The 17,498-nt window shown below is 58.0% G+C and carries 20 protein-coding genes; 9 read left to right on the plus strand and 11 right to left on the minus strand.

What is annotated here, in order from left to right:
- The first annotated feature begins 54 nt into the window (after positions 1-54).
- The 4 genes from ACTQXO_RS05880 (at position 55) to ACTQXO_RS05895 (ending at position 2,599) form a co-directional block, all read left to right on the plus strand.
- Entirely contained in the window at positions 55-1,242 is a 1,188-nt protein-coding gene (locus ACTQXO_RS05880) for an amidohydrolase (RefSeq protein ID WP_441545533.1), read from the plus strand.
- A 100-nt stretch (positions 1,243-1,342) separates the two neighbouring features.
- Complete coding sequence (locus tag ACTQXO_RS05885) at positions 1,343-1,624, plus strand: type II toxin-antitoxin system RelE/ParE family toxin (protein WP_427747940.1); 282 nt, start codon at positions 1,343-1,345, stop codon at positions 1,622-1,624.
- Entirely contained in the window at positions 1,596-1,937 is a 342-nt protein-coding gene (locus ACTQXO_RS05890; protein WP_441545534.1) for a HigA family addiction module antitoxin, read from the plus strand. The genes ACTQXO_RS05885 and ACTQXO_RS05890 overlap by 29 nt, the downstream gene beginning before the upstream one ends.
- A 344-nt stretch (positions 1,938-2,281) precedes the next feature.
- Positions 2,282-2,599, plus strand: a complete 318-nt coding sequence (locus ACTQXO_RS05895) for a hypothetical protein (RefSeq protein WP_441545535.1) — start codon at positions 2,282-2,284, stop codon at positions 2,597-2,599.
- A gap of 181 nt (positions 2,600-2,780) precedes the next feature.
- Here ACTQXO_RS05895 and ACTQXO_RS05900 read toward each other — a convergent pair whose 3' ends face one another.
- From ACTQXO_RS05900 to ACTQXO_RS05915, 4 genes are read right to left on the minus strand one after another with little or no spacing between them, the layout of a single operon-like run.
- The gene (locus tag ACTQXO_RS05900; protein ID WP_441545536.1) at positions 2,781-3,410 is read right to left on the minus strand and encodes an N-acetylmuramoyl-L-alanine amidase; all 630 of its coding nucleotides are present in this window, start codon (positions 3,408-3,410) and stop codon (positions 2,781-2,783) included.
- A complete protein-coding gene (locus ACTQXO_RS05905) occupies positions 3,400-3,543 on the minus strand; it encodes a hypothetical protein (RefSeq protein WP_441545537.1) in 144 nt (47 codons plus the stop codon). Before ACTQXO_RS05905 ends, ACTQXO_RS05900 begins: the two co-directional genes overlap by 11 nt.
- Entirely contained in the window at positions 3,536-3,760 is a 225-nt protein-coding gene (locus ACTQXO_RS05910) for an alanine racemase (protein WP_086414275.1), read from the minus strand. Before ACTQXO_RS05910 ends, ACTQXO_RS05905 begins: the two co-directional genes overlap by 8 nt.
- Entirely contained in the window at positions 3,760-3,975 is a 216-nt protein-coding gene (locus tag ACTQXO_RS05915; RefSeq protein ID WP_087227534.1) for a hypothetical protein, read from the minus strand. Before ACTQXO_RS05915 ends, ACTQXO_RS05910 begins: the two co-directional genes overlap by 1 nt.
- Positions 3,976-4,164: 189 nt before the next feature.
- Between ACTQXO_RS05915 and ACTQXO_RS05920 the strand changes: the two genes are divergently transcribed.
- Positions 4,165-5,067, plus strand: a complete 903-nt coding sequence (locus ACTQXO_RS05920) for a MerR family transcriptional regulator (protein WP_441545538.1) — start codon at positions 4,165-4,167, stop codon at positions 5,065-5,067.
- 13 nt (positions 5,068-5,080) lie between these two features.
- Positions 5,081-5,434: a hypothetical protein gene (locus ACTQXO_RS05925; RefSeq protein WP_087227532.1), complete on the plus strand. Its 354-nt coding sequence runs from the start codon at positions 5,081-5,083 to the stop codon at positions 5,432-5,434.
- Positions 5,435-5,627: 193 nt separating this feature from the next.
- On the opposite strand, the gene ACTQXO_RS05930 is transcribed toward ACTQXO_RS05925, so the two are convergent.
- The 5 genes from ACTQXO_RS05930 to ACTQXO_RS05950 all read right to left on the minus strand — a co-directional run bounded on the left by ACTQXO_RS05930 (position 5,628) and on the right by ACTQXO_RS05950 (position 9,160).
- A complete protein-coding gene (locus ACTQXO_RS05930; protein ID WP_441545539.1) occupies positions 5,628-6,125 on the minus strand; it encodes a hypothetical protein in 498 nt (165 codons plus the stop codon).
- Positions 6,122-7,096, minus strand: coding sequence for a hypothetical protein (locus tag ACTQXO_RS05935; RefSeq protein ID WP_441545540.1), 975 nt, complete (start codon positions 7,094-7,096; stop codon positions 6,122-6,124). Before ACTQXO_RS05935 ends, ACTQXO_RS05930 begins: the two co-directional genes overlap by 4 nt.
- Positions 7,097-7,122: 26 nt before the next feature.
- Positions 7,123-8,412, minus strand: coding sequence for a collagen-like protein (locus tag ACTQXO_RS05940; protein WP_441545541.1), 1,290 nt, complete (start codon positions 8,410-8,412; stop codon positions 7,123-7,125).
- Between the two features lies 1 nt (position 8,413).
- Positions 8,414-8,893 carry a hypothetical protein gene (locus ACTQXO_RS05945; RefSeq protein WP_441545542.1) on the minus strand — a complete coding sequence of 160 codons (480 nt, stop codon included), beginning with the start codon at positions 8,891-8,893 and terminating at the stop codon, positions 8,414-8,416.
- A gap of 102 nt (positions 8,894-8,995) precedes the next feature.
- Positions 8,996-9,160 carry a hypothetical protein gene (locus ACTQXO_RS05950; RefSeq protein WP_441069335.1) on the minus strand — a complete coding sequence of 55 codons (165 nt, stop codon included), beginning with the start codon at positions 9,158-9,160 and terminating at the stop codon, positions 8,996-8,998.
- 305 nt (positions 9,161-9,465) lie between these two features.
- Here ACTQXO_RS05950 and ACTQXO_RS05955 point away from each other — a divergent pair, with 305 nt between their 5' ends.
- A complete protein-coding gene (locus ACTQXO_RS05955) occupies positions 9,466-10,623 on the plus strand; it encodes a hypothetical protein (protein ID WP_441545543.1) in 1,158 nt (385 codons plus the stop codon).
- A gap of 7 nt (positions 10,624-10,630) precedes the next feature.
- Positions 10,631-13,018: an Eco57I restriction-modification methylase domain-containing protein gene (locus ACTQXO_RS05960; protein WP_441069339.1), complete on the plus strand. Its 2,388-nt coding sequence runs from the start codon at positions 10,631-10,633 to the stop codon at positions 13,016-13,018.
- 173 nt (positions 13,019-13,191) lie between these two features.
- On the opposite strand, the gene ACTQXO_RS05965 is transcribed toward ACTQXO_RS05960, so the two are convergent.
- Together ACTQXO_RS05965 and ACTQXO_RS05970 are read right to left on the minus strand one after the other, a co-directional pair.
- Positions 13,192-15,084: an ATP-binding protein gene (locus ACTQXO_RS05965; protein ID WP_441545544.1), complete on the minus strand. Its 1,893-nt coding sequence runs from the start codon at positions 15,082-15,084 to the stop codon at positions 13,192-13,194.
- Positions 15,069-16,046 (minus strand): SIR2 family protein, encoded by a 978-nt coding sequence (locus ACTQXO_RS05970; protein WP_441545545.1) that lies wholly within the window; start codon positions 16,044-16,046, stop codon positions 15,069-15,071. Before ACTQXO_RS05970 ends, ACTQXO_RS05965 begins: the two co-directional genes overlap by 16 nt.
- 345 nt (positions 16,047-16,391) lie before the next feature.
- Between ACTQXO_RS05970 and ACTQXO_RS05975 the strand changes: the two genes are divergently transcribed.
- Positions 16,392-16,670: a hypothetical protein gene (locus tag ACTQXO_RS05975; protein ID WP_441545546.1), complete on the plus strand. Its 279-nt coding sequence runs from the start codon at positions 16,392-16,394 to the stop codon at positions 16,668-16,670.
- Positions 16,671-17,498 lie beyond the last annotated feature (828 nt).

Here is a 17,498-nt window from a genome sequence, read left to right on the forward strand (position 1 = left end):
ACAATCCTGTATCACAATAAGTTGCAACAAATGTGCCTCACGAAGGGATCCTCTATGACCGAGCTCCAAGAACTCCGTCGCTATCGGCGCGATCTCCATCGCATTCCGGAGCTCGATTTCGATCTTCCGCTAACCATTGCCTATATCGAGGGCGTGCTGGCACCGCTCACCTGCGAAGTGACCCATCCGTGCCCCAGCTGCGTCTGCGCTTTCTTCGACGCCGGCGTTGATGCCGCGCATGCCACGGCGATTCGCGCCGATATGGATGCGCTGCCCATTGAAGAGGCGACAGGGGCGGCCTTTGCCTCGACCCATCCCGGCAAGATGCACGCTTGCGGACATGACGGTCACATGGCCATGGCACTTGCCGCCGCGACGTATGTCGACCGTACGATTCGCGAGCAGCCGGGCGCCATGAGGCGCAACGTGCTCTTTGTGTTCCAGCCGGCCGAGGAAACGACCGGTGGTGCCAAGACGGTATGCGAGAGCGGCGTGTTCGAGTGCTATGGGGTCGACCGCATTTTTGGCTTCCATGTGTGGCCCGATCTGCCTGCCGGCACGTTGGCGAGCTGTTCCGGTCCGCTGTTGGCGCGTTCGAGCGAGACGCATATCTATATTCACGGCACGAGCATCCATATTGCTAAGACCTATGGCGTGCCGGTCGAGGAGTCGCACGATGCCGCGTTGGCGGCAGCGAAGTTTTTGGTTGCCGAGCGCGAGCTGATGGACGAGCTGGGCACCGACGAGCCCTGTATCGGCAAGTTTGGTCTGCTGCAGGCCGGTACGGTTTGCAACGCGGTGGCGGGGGAGGCCCATGTGGCCGGAAGCCTGCGTGTGTTTACGGACGGCATGTTCGACCGGGCGCGCGAAGGCGTGCGCCGCGTGCTGGACGATGCCTGTGTCGCAACGGGCTGCACGTACGATCTCGACTTTGCCGAGGGCTATCCGCCGGTCGACAACGACCCCGAGTTGTTTGCCAGCGTCGCGCCTGCCTTGCCCGGCCTGCAGCTTGTGGAGGAGCCGCTGTTAATTGCCGAGGACTTTGCGTTCTATCAGCGCCATCTGCCGGGCGTGTTCTTCTTGCTGGGCACGGGCGTGCCGGAGGGTCAAGAAAACCCGAGCGATTCGGATGGCTGTCCCGCCTATGCCACGAGCGCCCTTCACACCGATACCATGCTCTTTGACGAGGAAATTTTGCTCAAGGGCCTCGATGTCTACAAACGATTGCTTTTGCTTGGTTAATCGGCGCGGGCGCATGTTCTAGAAAATACGAACAAATGTACGGTATAATAGAGATGTATGTCTGTAGAAACGTTTGACGTTATTAACGTAAGGCGATACTATGATTGCATCGTACAAAGATGAGGATACCGAACGTTTTGCAATGGGTGTGCGGGTCAGGAGGTTCGTGCCCTTTGAGCGGGTCGCATTGAGGAAGATTCGTCAACTGCAGGTTTGTGCTTCACTTGATGACCTTCGCGTTCCTCCGGGCAATCGTCTTGAAGCGTTGAAGGGCGATCGCGCCGGCCAATATAGTATCCGTGTTAATGAGCGCTATCGGGTCTGCTTTGAGTGGAGACAGGGGATGGCTTGGAATGTCGAAATCGTCGATTATCACAAGTGATGAGACCGCGCCCGATTTGCTGTCACCGGTGACTCCTGGTGAACTTCTCAAAGAGGAATTTCTTGTTCCTATGGGCATTTCTCAATATCGTCTTGCTAAGGAGACCGGGATTCCGGCACAGCGTATTGGGCAGATTATTTTGGGGAGGCGTCGTGTTACGGCTGACACCGATCTTCGCCTTTGCCGCTACTTTGGCCTAACGGATGGTTATTGGCTGCGCGCCCAGATAGCGGTTGACCTCGAGGCGGAAAAGAGGCGCATCGAGCCGGAACTGGATAAGATCGTTCCTGTTCAGCAGGCTATCGCATTGTAGTGTTCAAAGATGTTGAGGTTGGAGTGACGATGGGGCGACGCCGACAGTCTGCCGTTTATAGTCCCGGTGGGTGTGGATGCGGCTTGTTGTTGCTTCCGGTTATTGCTGTGAGCATTGGCCGTTTACCGCAACCTTAGCTGCGAGCTAATATAGGAGACGCACCCCAGTTCGGAACAGCGGGTAACAGAATGCAACATTCTCGCAGGTAGTTATAGGTGTCGTATTGAAGTCCGAATAACACTTCGCAACGGCGTGAAACGCTCCGAGCGGGTTTATTCGTACCGCAATTCGTACCACCCCAGATAAGGGGAAAACTCACTACATGAGAGAAATGGAGCACAGACATGACCGACTGGAAGGCACTCGAGGACGCCGAGGACCACGCCTACTTCATGGCAGAGCTCATGGACATCTCGCCCGAGAGCTTCACCATCGAGGAGAAGAAGCAGATCCTACACGACATGATCGCGAGCTCCTCCGCCATCGAGAACGCGATGCGCGACGAGTTCGCGGAACTCGACGAGGTCACCCAGACCCGCCTGATCGACGACCTCGCGGCGGACGGGCCGCGAAGCCGCGAGTGGTGGTACGAGGTGCTCGTGGACGGCCCCAGGCACCGCGACTTCCCGACGCTCAGCGACGGCTCGCGCCGGAGGCGCTAGCGACGGAGGCCCTCGTCCCATCCCAGGGACGAGGGCCTCTCCTTGTGTAGACCTTCGTGAAGCGACGGAACGCTACGGATCTAGCCTGCCCACGAGCCAGGGCAGCGGCACGAGGGCAGCGCGCCCAGGCACAGCAGAACGGCGAGCGCCGTGGCCGCGCCCCAGCGGGCGTCCTCGCGCGTCACGACAGGATCTCGTTCACGCGCGCCTGGACCTCCGCGTAGCGGTCGCCCAGCGCCGCCTTGCGCGCCGCCCCGTTTCCGAACTCCCCGGCGATGACGCGCCGCGCGAGCTCCGCGACCGTGCCGCTGGGCGCGGCCGGGGTCGTGCCTTCAGAAACAACGCCGCCCGTGATCGCCGCCTTCAGCGCCGCCCACTTGGACGCCGCCACGTAGGGCGCGGGGCAGAGCTTGCCCGTCACGTCGTAGTGGCGGATGACCCCGGAAGCGCCGATGCCGTACTTGGCCATGAGCTTCCTCACGAGCCAGCCCAGCTTCTCGACCTCGGTCGCGCTGAAGTCCTCGCCTGCCGAGACGACCTCGATGCCGACCGCGCGGCAGTTCATCTGCCAGTCTCCGGCGTGCCAGGCGGTGTCGCCCTCGGCCACGCTCTGATAGATCTCCGGCGTGATGTCGTCGACGAAGTAGTACGCGCTCGCGCCCTGGCCCTCGTTCCTCGCGAAGTACGTCGCGTTGTTGCGCGCGGAGGCGAGCGTCGCCGTGAAGTGCGCCACGATGCGGTCGATCGCGCGCGAGCGCCCGCGCGTCATGTGGTCGCTCCCGCACTGCTTGAAGAGGATGCTATACGCCATCGGCGACCTCCTCGAAGCCGCCGTCCTCACCCTCGTCGGGCTCCCAGCCGTCCGGCGCGGCAGCCTCGACGCCCTCACCGCGCAGCGCCTCCCAGCGCTCCTCCTCGCTCGCGTATTCGCGCCCGTCATTCATCGGAACCACCGCCCGACGGCAGCGCCGCGCCGAGCTCCGCCATCACCGGCGACAGCACGGCCATCACGAGCGCCACCACGACCGCGCGCCACTCCGGCGCCAGCACGGCGCAGCCCACGAGCATGTCCACGTTGGCCACGACCACGCCGAGCACGCCCTGCACGATGGTCCGCGCCAGGCGCCACGGCCACTCGTTGGATGTCAGGAAAGCCTCCATCATTGCCCCTTCCGCATGTTCTCGATCTCCGCCTTCACGACGGCGACGTCCTGCTCCAGGGCGTAGGTGCGCTCGACGAGGCAGTTGTGCCTCTCGACCTGCCGCGTCAGGTTGTCGATCTTGACCTCCATGACCGCGCGGCTGCGTGAGTTGGACACGAGCACCCCGGCGAGGGTGAGCACCCCCGTCACGAGCGCCGCGACGACCGACTCCATGCGCGCCTCCTCCCTCGAGCGGGAACGCCCCGCCCTCTGGGAGAAGTGTCCGACGCGGTCACAAACGAGCATGTCTATCTGCGGATATGTTGCGAAGCGTAGCCTTCCGTCGCTTCACAAAGGAGTTCACAAAGATATATTTGGACGATTTCGAAAAAGTCGCTTGACTGCGACACTACGTCGCAGTTTATGCTCAAGATGGAGGTGAAGGAGATGATAAAAACTGGAGAGGTCAGCAAGCTGACCGGGATAAAAAAGAGGACTCTGCAGCGTTATGTGGAGTGGGGCCTGATCTCGCCGGAAAGGAGCGAGGCTGGATACATGCTCTTCTCAGAGGATGACCTCACTACCCTCTTTCTCATCAAGCTGTTTAAGGACCTTGGATACACAACAAAGGAGGTCAGGGAAGCGCTTGCTGGGCCAGGGTTCGATGTGCGGGAGTCTCTCGATTGCAGAATCTCAGAGCTCGAGACGCAGCTGCGCAAGGGCAGGGAGCGCCTGTTCCTCGCCAAGGAAGTGAGGAAGCTCATCGGGAATGGGTCCGGCCCGAATACGGGAGAGGCCATGCACGCCCTGCTTCGTCATCCCGAGTACGCCTGGATCTTGGCGGATGAAGGGGACGAGGGGGAGAGGGAGCTTGTCAACTACTTCAAGTGGGTGGAGAGCGCGAACAGCCGCATGGCTGATGCCGGCGTGACCGAGCTGGACGAGAGAATGGCCCAGATAATCGAGGAATCGAAGGAGTTCGGGCCGTTCGCTTACATCGTAAATCAAATGCTCATTGCGCTATTAGACCTAGAGGCGCGGGGAATCCCCGCAAGGTCAGAAGAGGCGAACGCCGCCGTGGCCGCTGCGTACTCCGCGGCTGAGAACGCAAACGAGGACGACCCCTATGTCACGTTCTACATACTCGGCAAGTTCTACAAAGAAGGTGGGATGACGCCGCCGAGCATGCTGGCACGGATGGATGAGCGGTCGCTCGAACGGCTCCATGTTGCTGAGACTTACATAGCAGAGGCAATGAGCGGTTTCATTGAAACTCTTGAGCTGACTGAAGAGCGCCGCAAAGAGATTGAGGAGCTTGAGAACTGAGAAAGGAGCATGCATGTCTTGGGATTACGCAGATCTTTCGCACATGGCCAAGGAGGCGGGTGGGCCCGACCTCCTGCTAAGCACGCTTGAGAAGAACGCGCGCGGACAAGGAAGGATTGAGGGGGCGGGAATAGGCGCCCTTGTGGCCGGGTCCCTCTTCGCAGGAGCAGCCTTAATCTACGGGCAGTACAGCAAGAAGAAGGCCCTGGCAAATGAGGCGAAAGCGGAACTCGTAAACGGGATACACGCCTACGAAATGCAGGCAGAGAGAACGACTGTCGAGGAGCCGGCGGTTGAGCAAGAAGAGGATGCACCCGAGCCAGAAGAAGGAGAAGAGGATACAGGAGGGGAGAGCGAGGAAGCATGATAGTGATGATGGTCAACAAAGCCTGCGAATGGTGTCGGATCGCAGCAGGAACAGGAACATACACTTGCCCGATCAAAAGAATAGACGGCGAGTTGTTCTTCAAGTTCAAAAGAGAGTGGCACTCCGTAGCAAAATATATCTCGGAGAGTGCTCATGAACTTGCGTATGTGGGCGGCAAGCTGGTAAACAGGAGCTATACGGGATAAGTGCTGTCGTTTTTCAGAGTAAGTCTCGGCACATAATCGCGGCAATGTCCCGTCTCTCGCGCCGCCCGCATGGCGGGTTCGTCCCGAGGGCTATCCGGCGGCGCGTCCACCCCTCCGGCACATGCGGCGCAGGCACCGCCCACGCCGTCGATCCTCATGTACTGGTAGCCCGCGCGCGAGCTCGCGTAGGTCGTGCCCGCCCCTCCCACGAGCGAGGCGCACTGGTAGAACGTCTGGAAGCCGGAGACGCCGGAGGACGGCAGCGCCCAGTCGGCGTCCGTCCAGATCGTCACGAGCGACCCGCACCCGCCGAAGGTGTAGGCGAGGTCCTCGAGCGAGGACGGGTCGAGCCCGGACAGGTCGATCTCGGTGAGCCCCACGCAGCTGTTGAAGGTGTGCTGCATCTCGCGCACGCCGCTGAGGTTCCCCATCCCCGTCACGCTGGCGATCTCCCCGTGCCCGTAAAACCAGTAGTTCGGGTTCACGTGGTCGTAGGAGCCATGTCGGCTGCGATCTCCACCGCCTCCACGTCGTGCCGGTGGTCGTACCAGGGCTGGTAGCCCACCGAGTTGTACCGGGCGTTCGCGCACAGGCGTCCCGACGACACGAGCTCCCGTCCCGCCTCTGGCTCGGTTGCCGCCGTCAGCACGAGCTCTCCGTCGGCGTAGAGGAAGCAGCGGAACCACGTGCGCCGGTCGCTCGCGGGGTCGGTCAGCACGCCGTCCTCGCCGTAGTTGAGCTCCGCGTGGTTGTCCATCTGCCCCGGCACGTAGCCCCGGCCCCCGACGAGCCTGCTGCACCCGCTGAACATGAGCGACCCGCTCGTGGCGGACGAGGTGAACCCGTCCGCCCAGATCGTCTCGAGCGAGGGGCAGCTCACGAACATCTGGTTCATGCTGGTCGCGCCGGAGAGCTCCTCGAAGCCCTCCACCTCCACGAGGTTCTCGAACCCGTGGAAGAGGTAGCTCGCGTTCGCGAGCCCGCCTTCGGAGAAGTCGCCGTCGAACACGGCGCGCGTCACGGAGAGCTTGGCGTCGTCCCAGGGGCGGGCGCCGGCCGACGAGTAGCCCGCGGGGTCCACCTCCCAGGCGTCCAGGATCACCGCGCCGGGGACGTCGGAGGAGCGCCCGTCGCGGTAGTTGAACTCGAGCGTGCCGTCCGAAAGCAGGATCGCGCGCATCTTCAAGCCCACGTCCCAAGCGAGCGCCAGGATCGCCGGCGCCATCTCGCCCGGCGTGTACGTCTCGGCGAGCCCGTTCTGCGCGCGGATCGCGTCGGCGATGCCGTCGAAGACGGCATCCGAGATCACCCCCGTGCCCGTCCCGGCGACCGCCTGGAACGGCGTCCCCGCCCTGGTGCCGTCGAGCGCGAGCACCGCCGCCGCCATCTCGGAGGGCAGGTAGGTGCCCGTCCCGCCGTTCTGGACGCGAATCGCGTTGGCGATGTCGGCGAGCACGCTCCTCTGGATCGTCCCCACGCCCATCAGAACTCCACCCCGCTCAGGTCGTCCAGGGCGGCAATCGCCTGGTCGACGTACTGCTTCGTCGCGTAGGCCGAGAGATCGGGCGTCGCGCCCGGTGCGCCGTCCTCGCCGTCCTGCCCGGGCGCGCCCTGCGGCCCCTGCTCGCCGGTCTCTCCCTTGAGGCCGGAGAAGGCGAACGCGAACGTGCGCGCCCCCGGCGTGCCGTCGAGCGTCACGGTCACCGACGGCGTGCCCGTGGACGAGTCCACCGTGGCGGTCGCGCCGGTGGTCTCGGCGTCCGCGCCGTCCTGGCCGTCGGCACCGGGTGCGCCGTCCTGCCCATCGATGCCATCCTCGCCACCGATGCCGGGCAAACCTTGGATGCCCTGGGGGCCGCGCAGCGCCTCCAGCTGCTCAGCGGAGAAGTCGGCGTAGGTGAACGGGTCGCCCTTGTCACCCTTCTCGCCGTCGTCCCCCTTGTCGCCCTTGGGGCCGTGCGTGAGGGTCGCCGTGGTGGTGCCCGTGGCGTCGGTCACGGTGACGACCGCGCCCGCCTCGGTCTGCTCCACCTTGGCGGTCGGGCTCACGCCGTCGGCGCCGTCCTGCCCGTCCGCGCCCGGCGCTCTGCCCTCGCCGTCGACACCCGGCGCGCCCGGGGCGCCTGGGGCGCCCGGCACTCCGTCGAAGTCCCCGCGCGCGGCGGCTGTCAGGAGATCTTCTTTTGCCTGGGTCGCCGCGCTCGCGGCTGCGTTCGCAGCGGTGATCGCCCCGGAGGCTCCTTGCGCGTCCTCCAGCGCCTCGGCGGCAACGCTCGCCGCCTGCTGCGCTTTCGCCACCGCATCGGAGATGAGGGCGTTCGCGCCCTCGAACTTCTCGATCGCCTCCAGGAACAGCGAGTACCCGTCGCCCCCTTCGCCCGCGCCCGCGAGCGCCTGCGTCACGCGCACGACGAAGGGGAGCGTGGATATCGCCTCCCCGTCGCTCGTCACCATCACCTGTGCGTCCACCGCGCCCTCGGTGAACGCCATCGCGGCGGGCCAGAACACGCGGAAGGATCCCGCCGAGGCGTCCACCGCCTCGAAGGGCTCGCATCCGCGCACGCGCCGCTCCCGGTGCCGCCACAGCAGGTACACCGTGGCGTCGCTCAGATCCACCGCCTCGCCGCCGCGCGTGACCGTGAGCGCGAGCCCGCGCCCCTCCGCATCGACCGGCGAGGCAGTGAAGCACCCGCCCAGCGGCGCGTCGCACTCGTCCCACGTCACCGCGCTCAGGCTGTCGCCCGCGAGCGCGAACGTGCTCGTCTCAGCCATGTCAGAACTCCTCGCTGCCAAGATCCTCGTAAGAGGCGACCGTGTCGGACGCCGTCGCCGCCGTCTCCTCGACCGCTGTCATGCGCGCCGCCACGTCGGCGGAGGCCGCCCACGTCGTGCGCTCGACCGTGCCCAGCGTGAGCCGCACGGAGGGCGCGCCCACGCCGAGCTCGCGCACGCGCCGCACGCAGCGTGCGCGCAGATGCCACTCCGGCGAGCGCGACGAGTCGATCACCGCCACGTTGTCGCCCAGCCGCACGCCCCCGCCCCCGTCAACGGCCGCGACGTCCACCTCGTAGCAGACCTTCGGCACGCACGCAGCCGCGAGCGCCGCCTCGGTCAGCGCCTTCAGCTCGGAGGCGTCCTCGCAGTCGGGGAACACCACGCGCCCGAACCGGTGCACCTTGGCCTCGCACGCCGCGTCCCAGCGCCCCCACACGAGCCGCGCGTCCTCGTCGCCCCTCCGGCGCAGCTCGTCCATCTCCTTGCGGAGCGCCTCCGCGCTTTCGGCGGTCTTGGCCGCCTCCGCGATCTCACCCTCGAGCGCTGCGATTCTTTCGTCGCGCTCCTTGAGCGCCGCCTCCTAGTCCGCGCGCGCCCGGGAGAGCGCGTCGCCGCCCTCGCCGCCGGAGCCGCCCCGGTCTACCCGAGCCGCCATCGCCTGCGCCTGCGCCGCCTGGTCGCTCGCCGCTGCCTGCTGACCCTCGACCCGCGCCTGCGTGACCGTGTCATTATTTTCGCCGTCCATGAAAGGCCCGCCTTTCTTCTTGAGCGGACAAAAAACGGCTCGCATGAATTACTTGATAAGAAGTTTGGGAGGTCGTCACAAATCGGAGGCCACGTAGCAGAAGCAGAATTAAATTGTGGCTGTTCGAATTAAAGGACGATGCCTTCAAGTGTTCAACAAATGGCAACCTAGTTATTCAAAGCAAGATTGACGCTTAATTAGTGGCAAAATGTGCACTAACTGGAGAAGTCTGCCAATAATGATGCGTTTGATGCTTAAGGATTAAGACTGCCATTAATTTGGCTGATTACAAAGGAAGGCAAAACGTGGATAAGCTGTATGAATACTGGTATTGCGTATCTCCCCAGTACAATCTTCCAATTTATGAAGGAAAGGGCGCAAAGGGCGCGTTGAGCTCTCAATACCTCATCGGATTTGGAGAGAGATATTCTTCTCAGCCGGCTGAAAAGCGAGAAGACTATGTAAAGGGTGAAATCGAATCCAATCCGGCTATCATCGGGGAACTTAGGAAACTTGTCGGAGTATCCGACAAGCGTTTTTATCTCGATATGACCTACGAGGCCAATATGCTGGGAAGCAAGTCATCACTTGCCGAAAGACGTGGTTTTCTCAAAAAACACGATACTAAGTATTTCATTCGTCTTATTCAAAACGATAGAACTAGGGAAGCGGCGGTTGCTCTGGTTCTCTCCTATTTTAAGGCGAGAGGTCTCTTTGAAACGTTGGATGCATTTTCCACTTTGACGTCGGGACAATATCGTCAAATCATATCGAACCTGATTGATACGAAAGAATCACAGCAGGCAGACGCAAAGTATAGAGGCCACGGCGCAGAGATGGCTTTTGCAAGGGTGTTCCACCTTTGCGGAGTAAAGATGTTGCCAGAGAATAAATATGTAGATCCCATGGCCAGCTACGATCCAAATATCGATATCGAAACTATGAAACTAACACAGCATGAAAATGGGCTATCGGACTCCCATAGCTTTGATCTTGTTGTCCTTGATGAGGCTTCGCAGCCAGCGATACTTGTTCAATCCCTAATTCATTCTTCAGATCCAGGTCAATACGGAGTAAATAAGTCCAATGAAACCGTAGAGATTAAGAAGAAGCTGGATGATAGAAACCGGCGTTACGGCTCCAACGTCAAGTTGCTGGGCTCGGTTGATGGGGTAGGATTTTGTGAGAACCAGAACGGTACCATTGCGAAGATGCTCGAAGCTTTTGACGGCTTCTTTCAAATCAACACCCTTTTCAAAATTCCAATCTATTTAGCGAAGTACAATTTAGTCTCTGATTTTGTCGGAGTTTCTTTAGATGAAGACTACTTCGATGAGGACTTCGTTGATCAGTTCTTCTCTGAGTATTTGGAGCCGAGCGGTCTTAAACTTCTTCGTGAAGACGAGTTGAGCGAACTTACATGCTATCGTGCTGGAAGAGGATACATAGCTTTCCAACGATAGGAACAAGATGGTAGACATCGATTTGAATAGGTTGATGGAGATGTGTCTACGAGGCGATGTGGCCAACCACCACATCTCCTCTATGTACTCTACGCTCAGCAAAGAAGGGCTAGATAGCGAGCTGATATCAGGCTGGCTCTTTGGATTTAGGTATATTTACGGTGACAGCACATCAAATTTGTCCAGTAACGGGAAACTTGACGCATCCTCCATTTTGAGCAGATATAGCATTGATAACAGTGAGGAGCCCTGTCTTGAATTGCTGTTTCTTTCAATTCAGACATACTACTCTTTGTTTCTAACAACCGTTACAGCTGCCTCTTTGTATGAGGCGAATGAGCACGATCTTCAGAAGGTGTTCGATGGATCCTTTTTCAAAGGCAAGGGGCTAGACAATTACGGTAATCACGAGTGGTATAAGTGGATTTCTAAATTCACTGGCCTTGCGGCAGAAGTGCAGGGGTCAATTTACGGAGCAATACAGGAATGCCGCACTGCAGATCGCAAGCTACCCTATTCTCCCAGTGAGATTAGCTCATTTTTAGTTTCAATTTACGAAGCGATTGTTCCGCATGAACTGCGACACGCATTGGGAGAATTCAATACGCCATATTGGCTAGCGCAAAAAATAACGGATGAGGTGTTGGAAGTATCCGATAAAGGCATTGCGTCAAGAGTGCTTGATCCCACATGCGGAGCTGGCACGTTCCTTCTCGCAGCAATTCAGGCAAAGCGAGACACCGGCATTCCGGGAGATGATATCCTTGATCAAATTTGCGGAATTGATATCAACCCTATTTCCGTACTGACTGCAAAGACGTCTATCCTATTTACATTTTCAGAGAATGTTGAATTGGTTAGCCATATTCCAATCTACTGTACTGATGTAATCAGCTTCGGGATTTGTGAAGCCGAGTCAGAGTACAAGGATGACAACAAATTGCTAGCAAGCTATATGTCTTGTTTGCCAGATTACTTTACAGCGAAGAATGAAATTAACAAAGTGGACTGCGTTATAGGCAATCCTCCTTGGGTTAATTGGGAGTATCTATCTGAAGACTACCGCAACGCCTCGGCTCACATTTGGAAAGAGTATGGGCTGTTTGATTCCAAGGGCCGAGATAAAAGTTTCTCGAAAGAAGATATTTCTTCGCTTATCACATATGTTTCTATTGATGCGTTTCTTGAGAACGGGGGGATTCTTGGATTTGTCCTGAGGCAGGCAACGTTTAAGTCAGAGAAAAACAGCGTTCATTTTAGAAGCTTTAGATCGAACCGAGGATTCTGCTTTTGTCCGATTGTTGTAGATGACTACTCTTCGTTCAGGGCATTTCCGAACGCGAACACATGTGCGGTAACGCTTATTGCCCGCAAAGGTCAACAAGCCGAATACCCCGTTAAGTACAATGTCTGGACAAGAGCAAAACGTGGAGTCGGTGCATCCCCGTCCTTAAAGAAGGAACTCTATGCTCGCCCCGTAACAGAAGACCCTAGATCAATTTGGATAATCGGAAAGCCCGAACGCCTCGGTCTATACAGCAAGATTTTAGGTAAAAATGATTATGTCGCCAGAACGGGAGTGTTTACTGGTGGCGCAAATGCGGTGTATTGGCTGAACATTATTCAATCAGATGAAGAATCGGTAACCATTCGTAACCAGACCGAGCGAGCAAAACGCTCTGTTCCACGGGTGGAGTCTACGATTGAGAAGGGCTGCGTGTATCCTCTATTAAAAGGATCTGGTCTTGGAAAATGGGCGTATCAGTATGACTCGTACATCCTTTGCCCTCATAATAACGTTACTAAAATGAAGCCATTGCCCTATGAGGTGATGAGCAGTATGTATCCGAAGACGCTTGACTACTTAACGGGTTTTCGCTCTGCCCTCGACGCCAGGAGGGGTTTTGCTGGATGGGAAAAGGAGGTTCAGAAGAACACCTTCTATGCCATTCTCAGAATCGGAGATTATTCTTTTGCGCCATATAAAGTCTGCTGGCGATATATCGCAACAGAATTTATCTGCTCCGTAGTTGAAGATGCATTGGATCCACACCTTGGCAACACGACAATTCTTCCTAACGAGAAGATTATGTACGTAGGATTGAATGACGAAATGGAAGCATACTATCTATGTGGGGTGCTTACTTCATCAATTATCTCGGAATGCATAAATAGCTATATGAATCCAACAAGTATTTCTGCGCATGTATTAGGAAAATTGAGTATCGAATCTTTCGATAAAAACAATCCATTACACATTGCTATTGCAGAAAACTGCAAACACGGTCATAAGAGCAAAGATAAAGAGATGTATGCAGAGGAAAACAACCGACTAGTAGAGGAACTGGTTATGTATAGCTCCGCATCAAGTAAAGGTCAACTACGCCTACTCTGAGTAATGCCGAATTTGTCTGCACTCATGCTATATCCGGGTTCTATCGTTGCCTTGCATTAGAACTACAGTCTGACCTATTCCGCCGATGGCCGAATTTCATCAGTTCATCGGCATGTTTTCCATGCCTAAAAACCTCGGGGTTTGAAGGTAGTTTTTCGTAATGGGCGAGAAGTTCACATTTTGTTGTAGCAAAAATGCCACACTGTGGCGAGTGCCCGGTCATAGCTCCTCGGTTGTTTCTTGCGCTCCAGTCTTTCGACCTGCACTCGTGCCGGGTGCGTTGCCGCTGTTCCGCTCACGATGCAGCATCCTTGCGGCAGCACGGGAATCATGCTCATGGACGCGCCATCGATGAACGATACCGACTTCGTAATAGCCTTTAGATCCTCGTCGTTCACGAGCCTGTGGATGAAGTAGTTATGCATCTGCGAGAGAATCGTTGGCGAAATGTCAGCGGGTCGCTGGCTGCACACCGTGAGGTACATGCCGAACTTGCGGCCCTCCTTGACAATCTCCTCGAAGGTCTCCAGCCGATAGTCCCTCCAGCTCTCGCTCTCGCGTTGTGAGGAGTAGGACAGGATGTTGTGGGCCTCGTCGATGACGAGGTGAACGCTCGAATCGAGGTTGTTCTGACCTCGCTTTTTCTGTTCCTCGTAAAGGTATTTCGCAATGACGAGCGGGATTACTCGCTTCTGATCCTGATTGACCTTGAGCAGTGAGAAGACAACGATCGGGCTTTTAATTTCTTCGATCATGCCGTTCCTACGAACTTCGAAAAGTCTTCTAGATTCTTGGAGCTCTGATGAGTAACGACCAATCCAAGAGGAGATGTGCTCTCGGGTGATGCTTCCCCGACGCCACTGTTCCAGATAACGATAGTAAGCAAGGAAGGCGAGTAACCTTGGTACATCGTTCGCCAGCGTTGCAAAATCTAGTCGCAATGCGAGACAGTCTTCAAAGACTACAGGAACGTCTGTAGGGCTATTCAGATAGCCGTCACCATCACCTTTATTTGTGTTGTGAATAACCGTGCCCCGGTCGCGCGTCTCCAAGCAGTCGAGTGCGGCGGTGATGTCTTCGAGCGCATCTTGATATGTAGATGAAGGGATCGCAAATGCAACCAGTCGTGCGAGGTCTGACCTCTGCTCTCCGAACGAAGAGGCGTTCCCACAGTAACCAGCGAGAAGATTTTCGAGCATCTTCTTAAGGTATGCGCCTGGAAGCTTCTTCGCTCTGACTCGTTTTGCGGTGCTTATGCAGCGCGAGAGAAAGGGCTTCTGCGTTTTGTCCGTTGCGCGAGTGAGGATCGACCAGATGTCCACGTCAGAGTAGAAATCCTCTGGGACGGGAACCTTATCCCCTGCTGTCCGCGTGTTAAGCTCAAACACGCTCTTCGAATCAGTCAGGATTCCGTCGGCAATATACTCACCATTGAAGTCGATGAATACGAACTTGCTCTTAACGTTGTCTAGCCCGACTCCGTGATCGATTCTCTCGAAGCAGTCGCTGTAAATCTTGCATAGCGTGTTCGACTTGCCCGAACCGGTGTTACCGAAGACCCCGATGTGGCTGGCGAAGAGCGCGTTTGCGGGGAGATATACAGAGGTGCCGTCGTGTCCTGCGAGGGCACCAACGCGGAAGATTGGTTCGTCAGGCAATATCGGCGAGTTAATCGATCCAAGTTCCTCAGCTGTGAGGAGATATGCCTTCGACTTGACGAGCGGAAGCGTTGAGATTCCCCTGTCGAATCCACCTTTGGACATGACGCCGAAGACGGATACATCGACGAATCGCTCTATCGTTTGCCCGGGAGCGACCCTGGAGTCAGCAGTCTCACGAACGACATGGCTCTCCTGCTGATAGTCGCCCTCGATGATGCCGATGACGCTGTCGTATCCACAGGGAATCTTTAGGTAGCCACCGACAGAAACACCTCTTACCACCTCACCATGGAAGAAGGTATGGGCCTCATTGGCATCAGCGTAGACACGCACCTTCAGGCGTGCGCCGTGAACCTCGGAGACCTCGCCGACGAGGAGACAGTCATCTGCTAATCCGAAAGACACGAAAGCCCCCTCGTAAAGACATCCAATCCGAGCCTCAATCCTTCCTTGGGAACGAAGAGGATAACGTTGTCGCAATCCGTGAAAAGGTTCTCGTAGCTACCAGCATCATCGGCTTTGTAGCACGAGACGAAGATGAGCAGCTTCGGGTTCGACCTTGCGGCTCTCACAGTGAGATCACGTATATGCTCGTCGGCAAAAGAGAAGCCGAAAACGAGAAGGAGAGCGTTGTTGCGATCGAGCTCGTTGGCGTAGATTCGGAGCAGGTCGTAGTAGTAGTGCTCGAGCACCGTCTCCCTGAACTTCTTCTTTGTCGGGTTAACGATGCACAGCGTCGAGTCATACTGCTCTTCGAAGCGGGTCAGGAGTGTCTTCTCCTCTTTGCTCAGCCGTAAAGCTTGACCCTCAAGATCGCCGAGCGAACTGTCATCGCAATCGTTCATGACGAGGCCTCTGATGTCATCGAGGACGGACAAGGTTCTTATGTCCTCACACCCGGAGAGGCACGCTTGGAGCGTGTCGCTGGGGTTCGAGTACATTACGCTCTCGCCGTCTCTCCTCCATGTCAGAGAGCCGTGCGGCTTTATGACGTTCGTGGTAACGACCTGGGCCTTGTACTCCATGAAGAGCGACTGCTCGTATTGGAGCCTGCTGTAAGCGGAGGAGTCGAACTTGGGGTGTTCCCTGCCAACGAAACCGTCGTTGTAGGATGCTGAGTACCTATCAAGAGCCCTCTCGATGAGCGGGTCATAGTTGGTCGTAAACAGGTTGATGCGTTTGGGAATCGTTGTGGTTCCGCGGCCTCGAATAAGACCGAGCAAAGAGCGAAGTGCGTTGGCTTGGTCAGTGGTGGGGGCTTTCGTTTCGAGCGGGAGCATGACCGAGCGGAAGTACTCCGCCTTCAGGAGGCGCAAGGCGAATTCCCAAACATTATTGGAGGAACTCTCGAGCTTCTTCTCTTCCACTGTGCGAAACCAAGATTCACGGCCCTCGAGAGTTGGGACAACGCCGGCTGAGAATCCCGACCCAAGCAAGACGTTGATGTGACCACAGGACAGAGCGTTTCGAAGAAACCTCGAATTGTCGTCAGACGGCAATCCATCGGAGTCGAGAAGCTGCCCGTTTCGTCCGAGAGTGAATCGCCTCAGGTTGAAGGGCTCCATACCCATTTACCGCGACCTTTCGAGAGGGTATAAGAAACAAGCGGTGTACCGAGCGAACGAATGTCGCATCAAATTCATGCAATACAATGTAACATTTTACCACCTGAGTCTGCGGACAAAATGACTTGGCAGAACTTGATAGGCGTAATGCCGACCAGAAAAGAGGGCAAGGTCATGAGACTCGCGATTGACGGCTGCGAGGTCGAGTCCCTATCCGTCGCGCTCACGGATGCAGAGTGGAAGACGTCAGAGTACGCAATCTCAGCTAGTGCGATCGTCCGCGCGCTCGCCGGCGAACTCGGCATATCCATGCGAGAGGTGTCGCTTTCGACGGCGCGGGTACAGACGAGAGGAACTAGAAAGGTGGTGAGCGCCGACGCGATCGAAGGCTACGGCGACTTTCTCAAGACCGCCGAGGTCGCCTAGGTCCTCGGCGTATCGAGTCGTATGGTGACGAGACTGGCGGAAAAGGACGAGATTCCCGCAATCAGGATTGGGAGCGTCTGACGCTTCCCAAGGGAGAGGCTCCGCGAGCACCTGGAGCGTTAGTGCAACACACTACAGCCATCCCTTGCCGTCTGTCTCTCAAACAGACGAGAAGAACAGGTAGAACGAGAAGAACGACACATCTTCAAAGGACGATTCTGAATACCACACCCCACTACCACCCGCTGCCCGTCGAGGGTCGCCCGCAGCCCACCCGCCTCCGCCCCGTTGCGCGCACGGCTCGGAAACCGCCCCGCCCTGCGCGGAAGGCTCCGCTCACGGCCATGCCCGCCGCTTCGGCTGTGTATCGCTCCGCGGCTCGGGCCAGCCGGCTCCGCCTGCGTGTCGCTCCCGGCTCAGGTCAGCCGGCTGCGCCGTCTGCCCTTCGCGGCGGTCGCACACTCCGGCTGCGCCGTCTGTCCCTCGCGGCGCTGCGCATACACAGCCTCCGCTCTGGGTATGGCCTGCCGGGAGGTTGACGTGCGCAGGTCGGGTCGGTTCCTCGCGGCGGCGCGCACTCCGCTACGGCAGATGGGCTGCTGCTCTTTCGTCCTCGTTCGCGGGTGGTGGTGGGATGTGGGCTTCGCTCGCAGCCCAATGGGGCTGCCCTTAGCCGAGGAGCCCCTGCAAAAGCTGGACGCCGTAGCGGGCGCATAGGTAGCCGACCGCGGCGGCGAGGACCACCATGCCGACGGAGCGCACAGCGCGCATCCAGCCCGGAATCGCCCGTTCGAGGCGACCGCGCTCGGTGTCGCGGTTTGGCTCGAC

It is taken from the genome of Collinsella sp. LCP19S3_D5 (assembly GCF_052121415.1).
Lineage (GTDB): Bacteria > Actinomycetota > Coriobacteriia > Coriobacteriales > Coriobacteriaceae > Collinsella.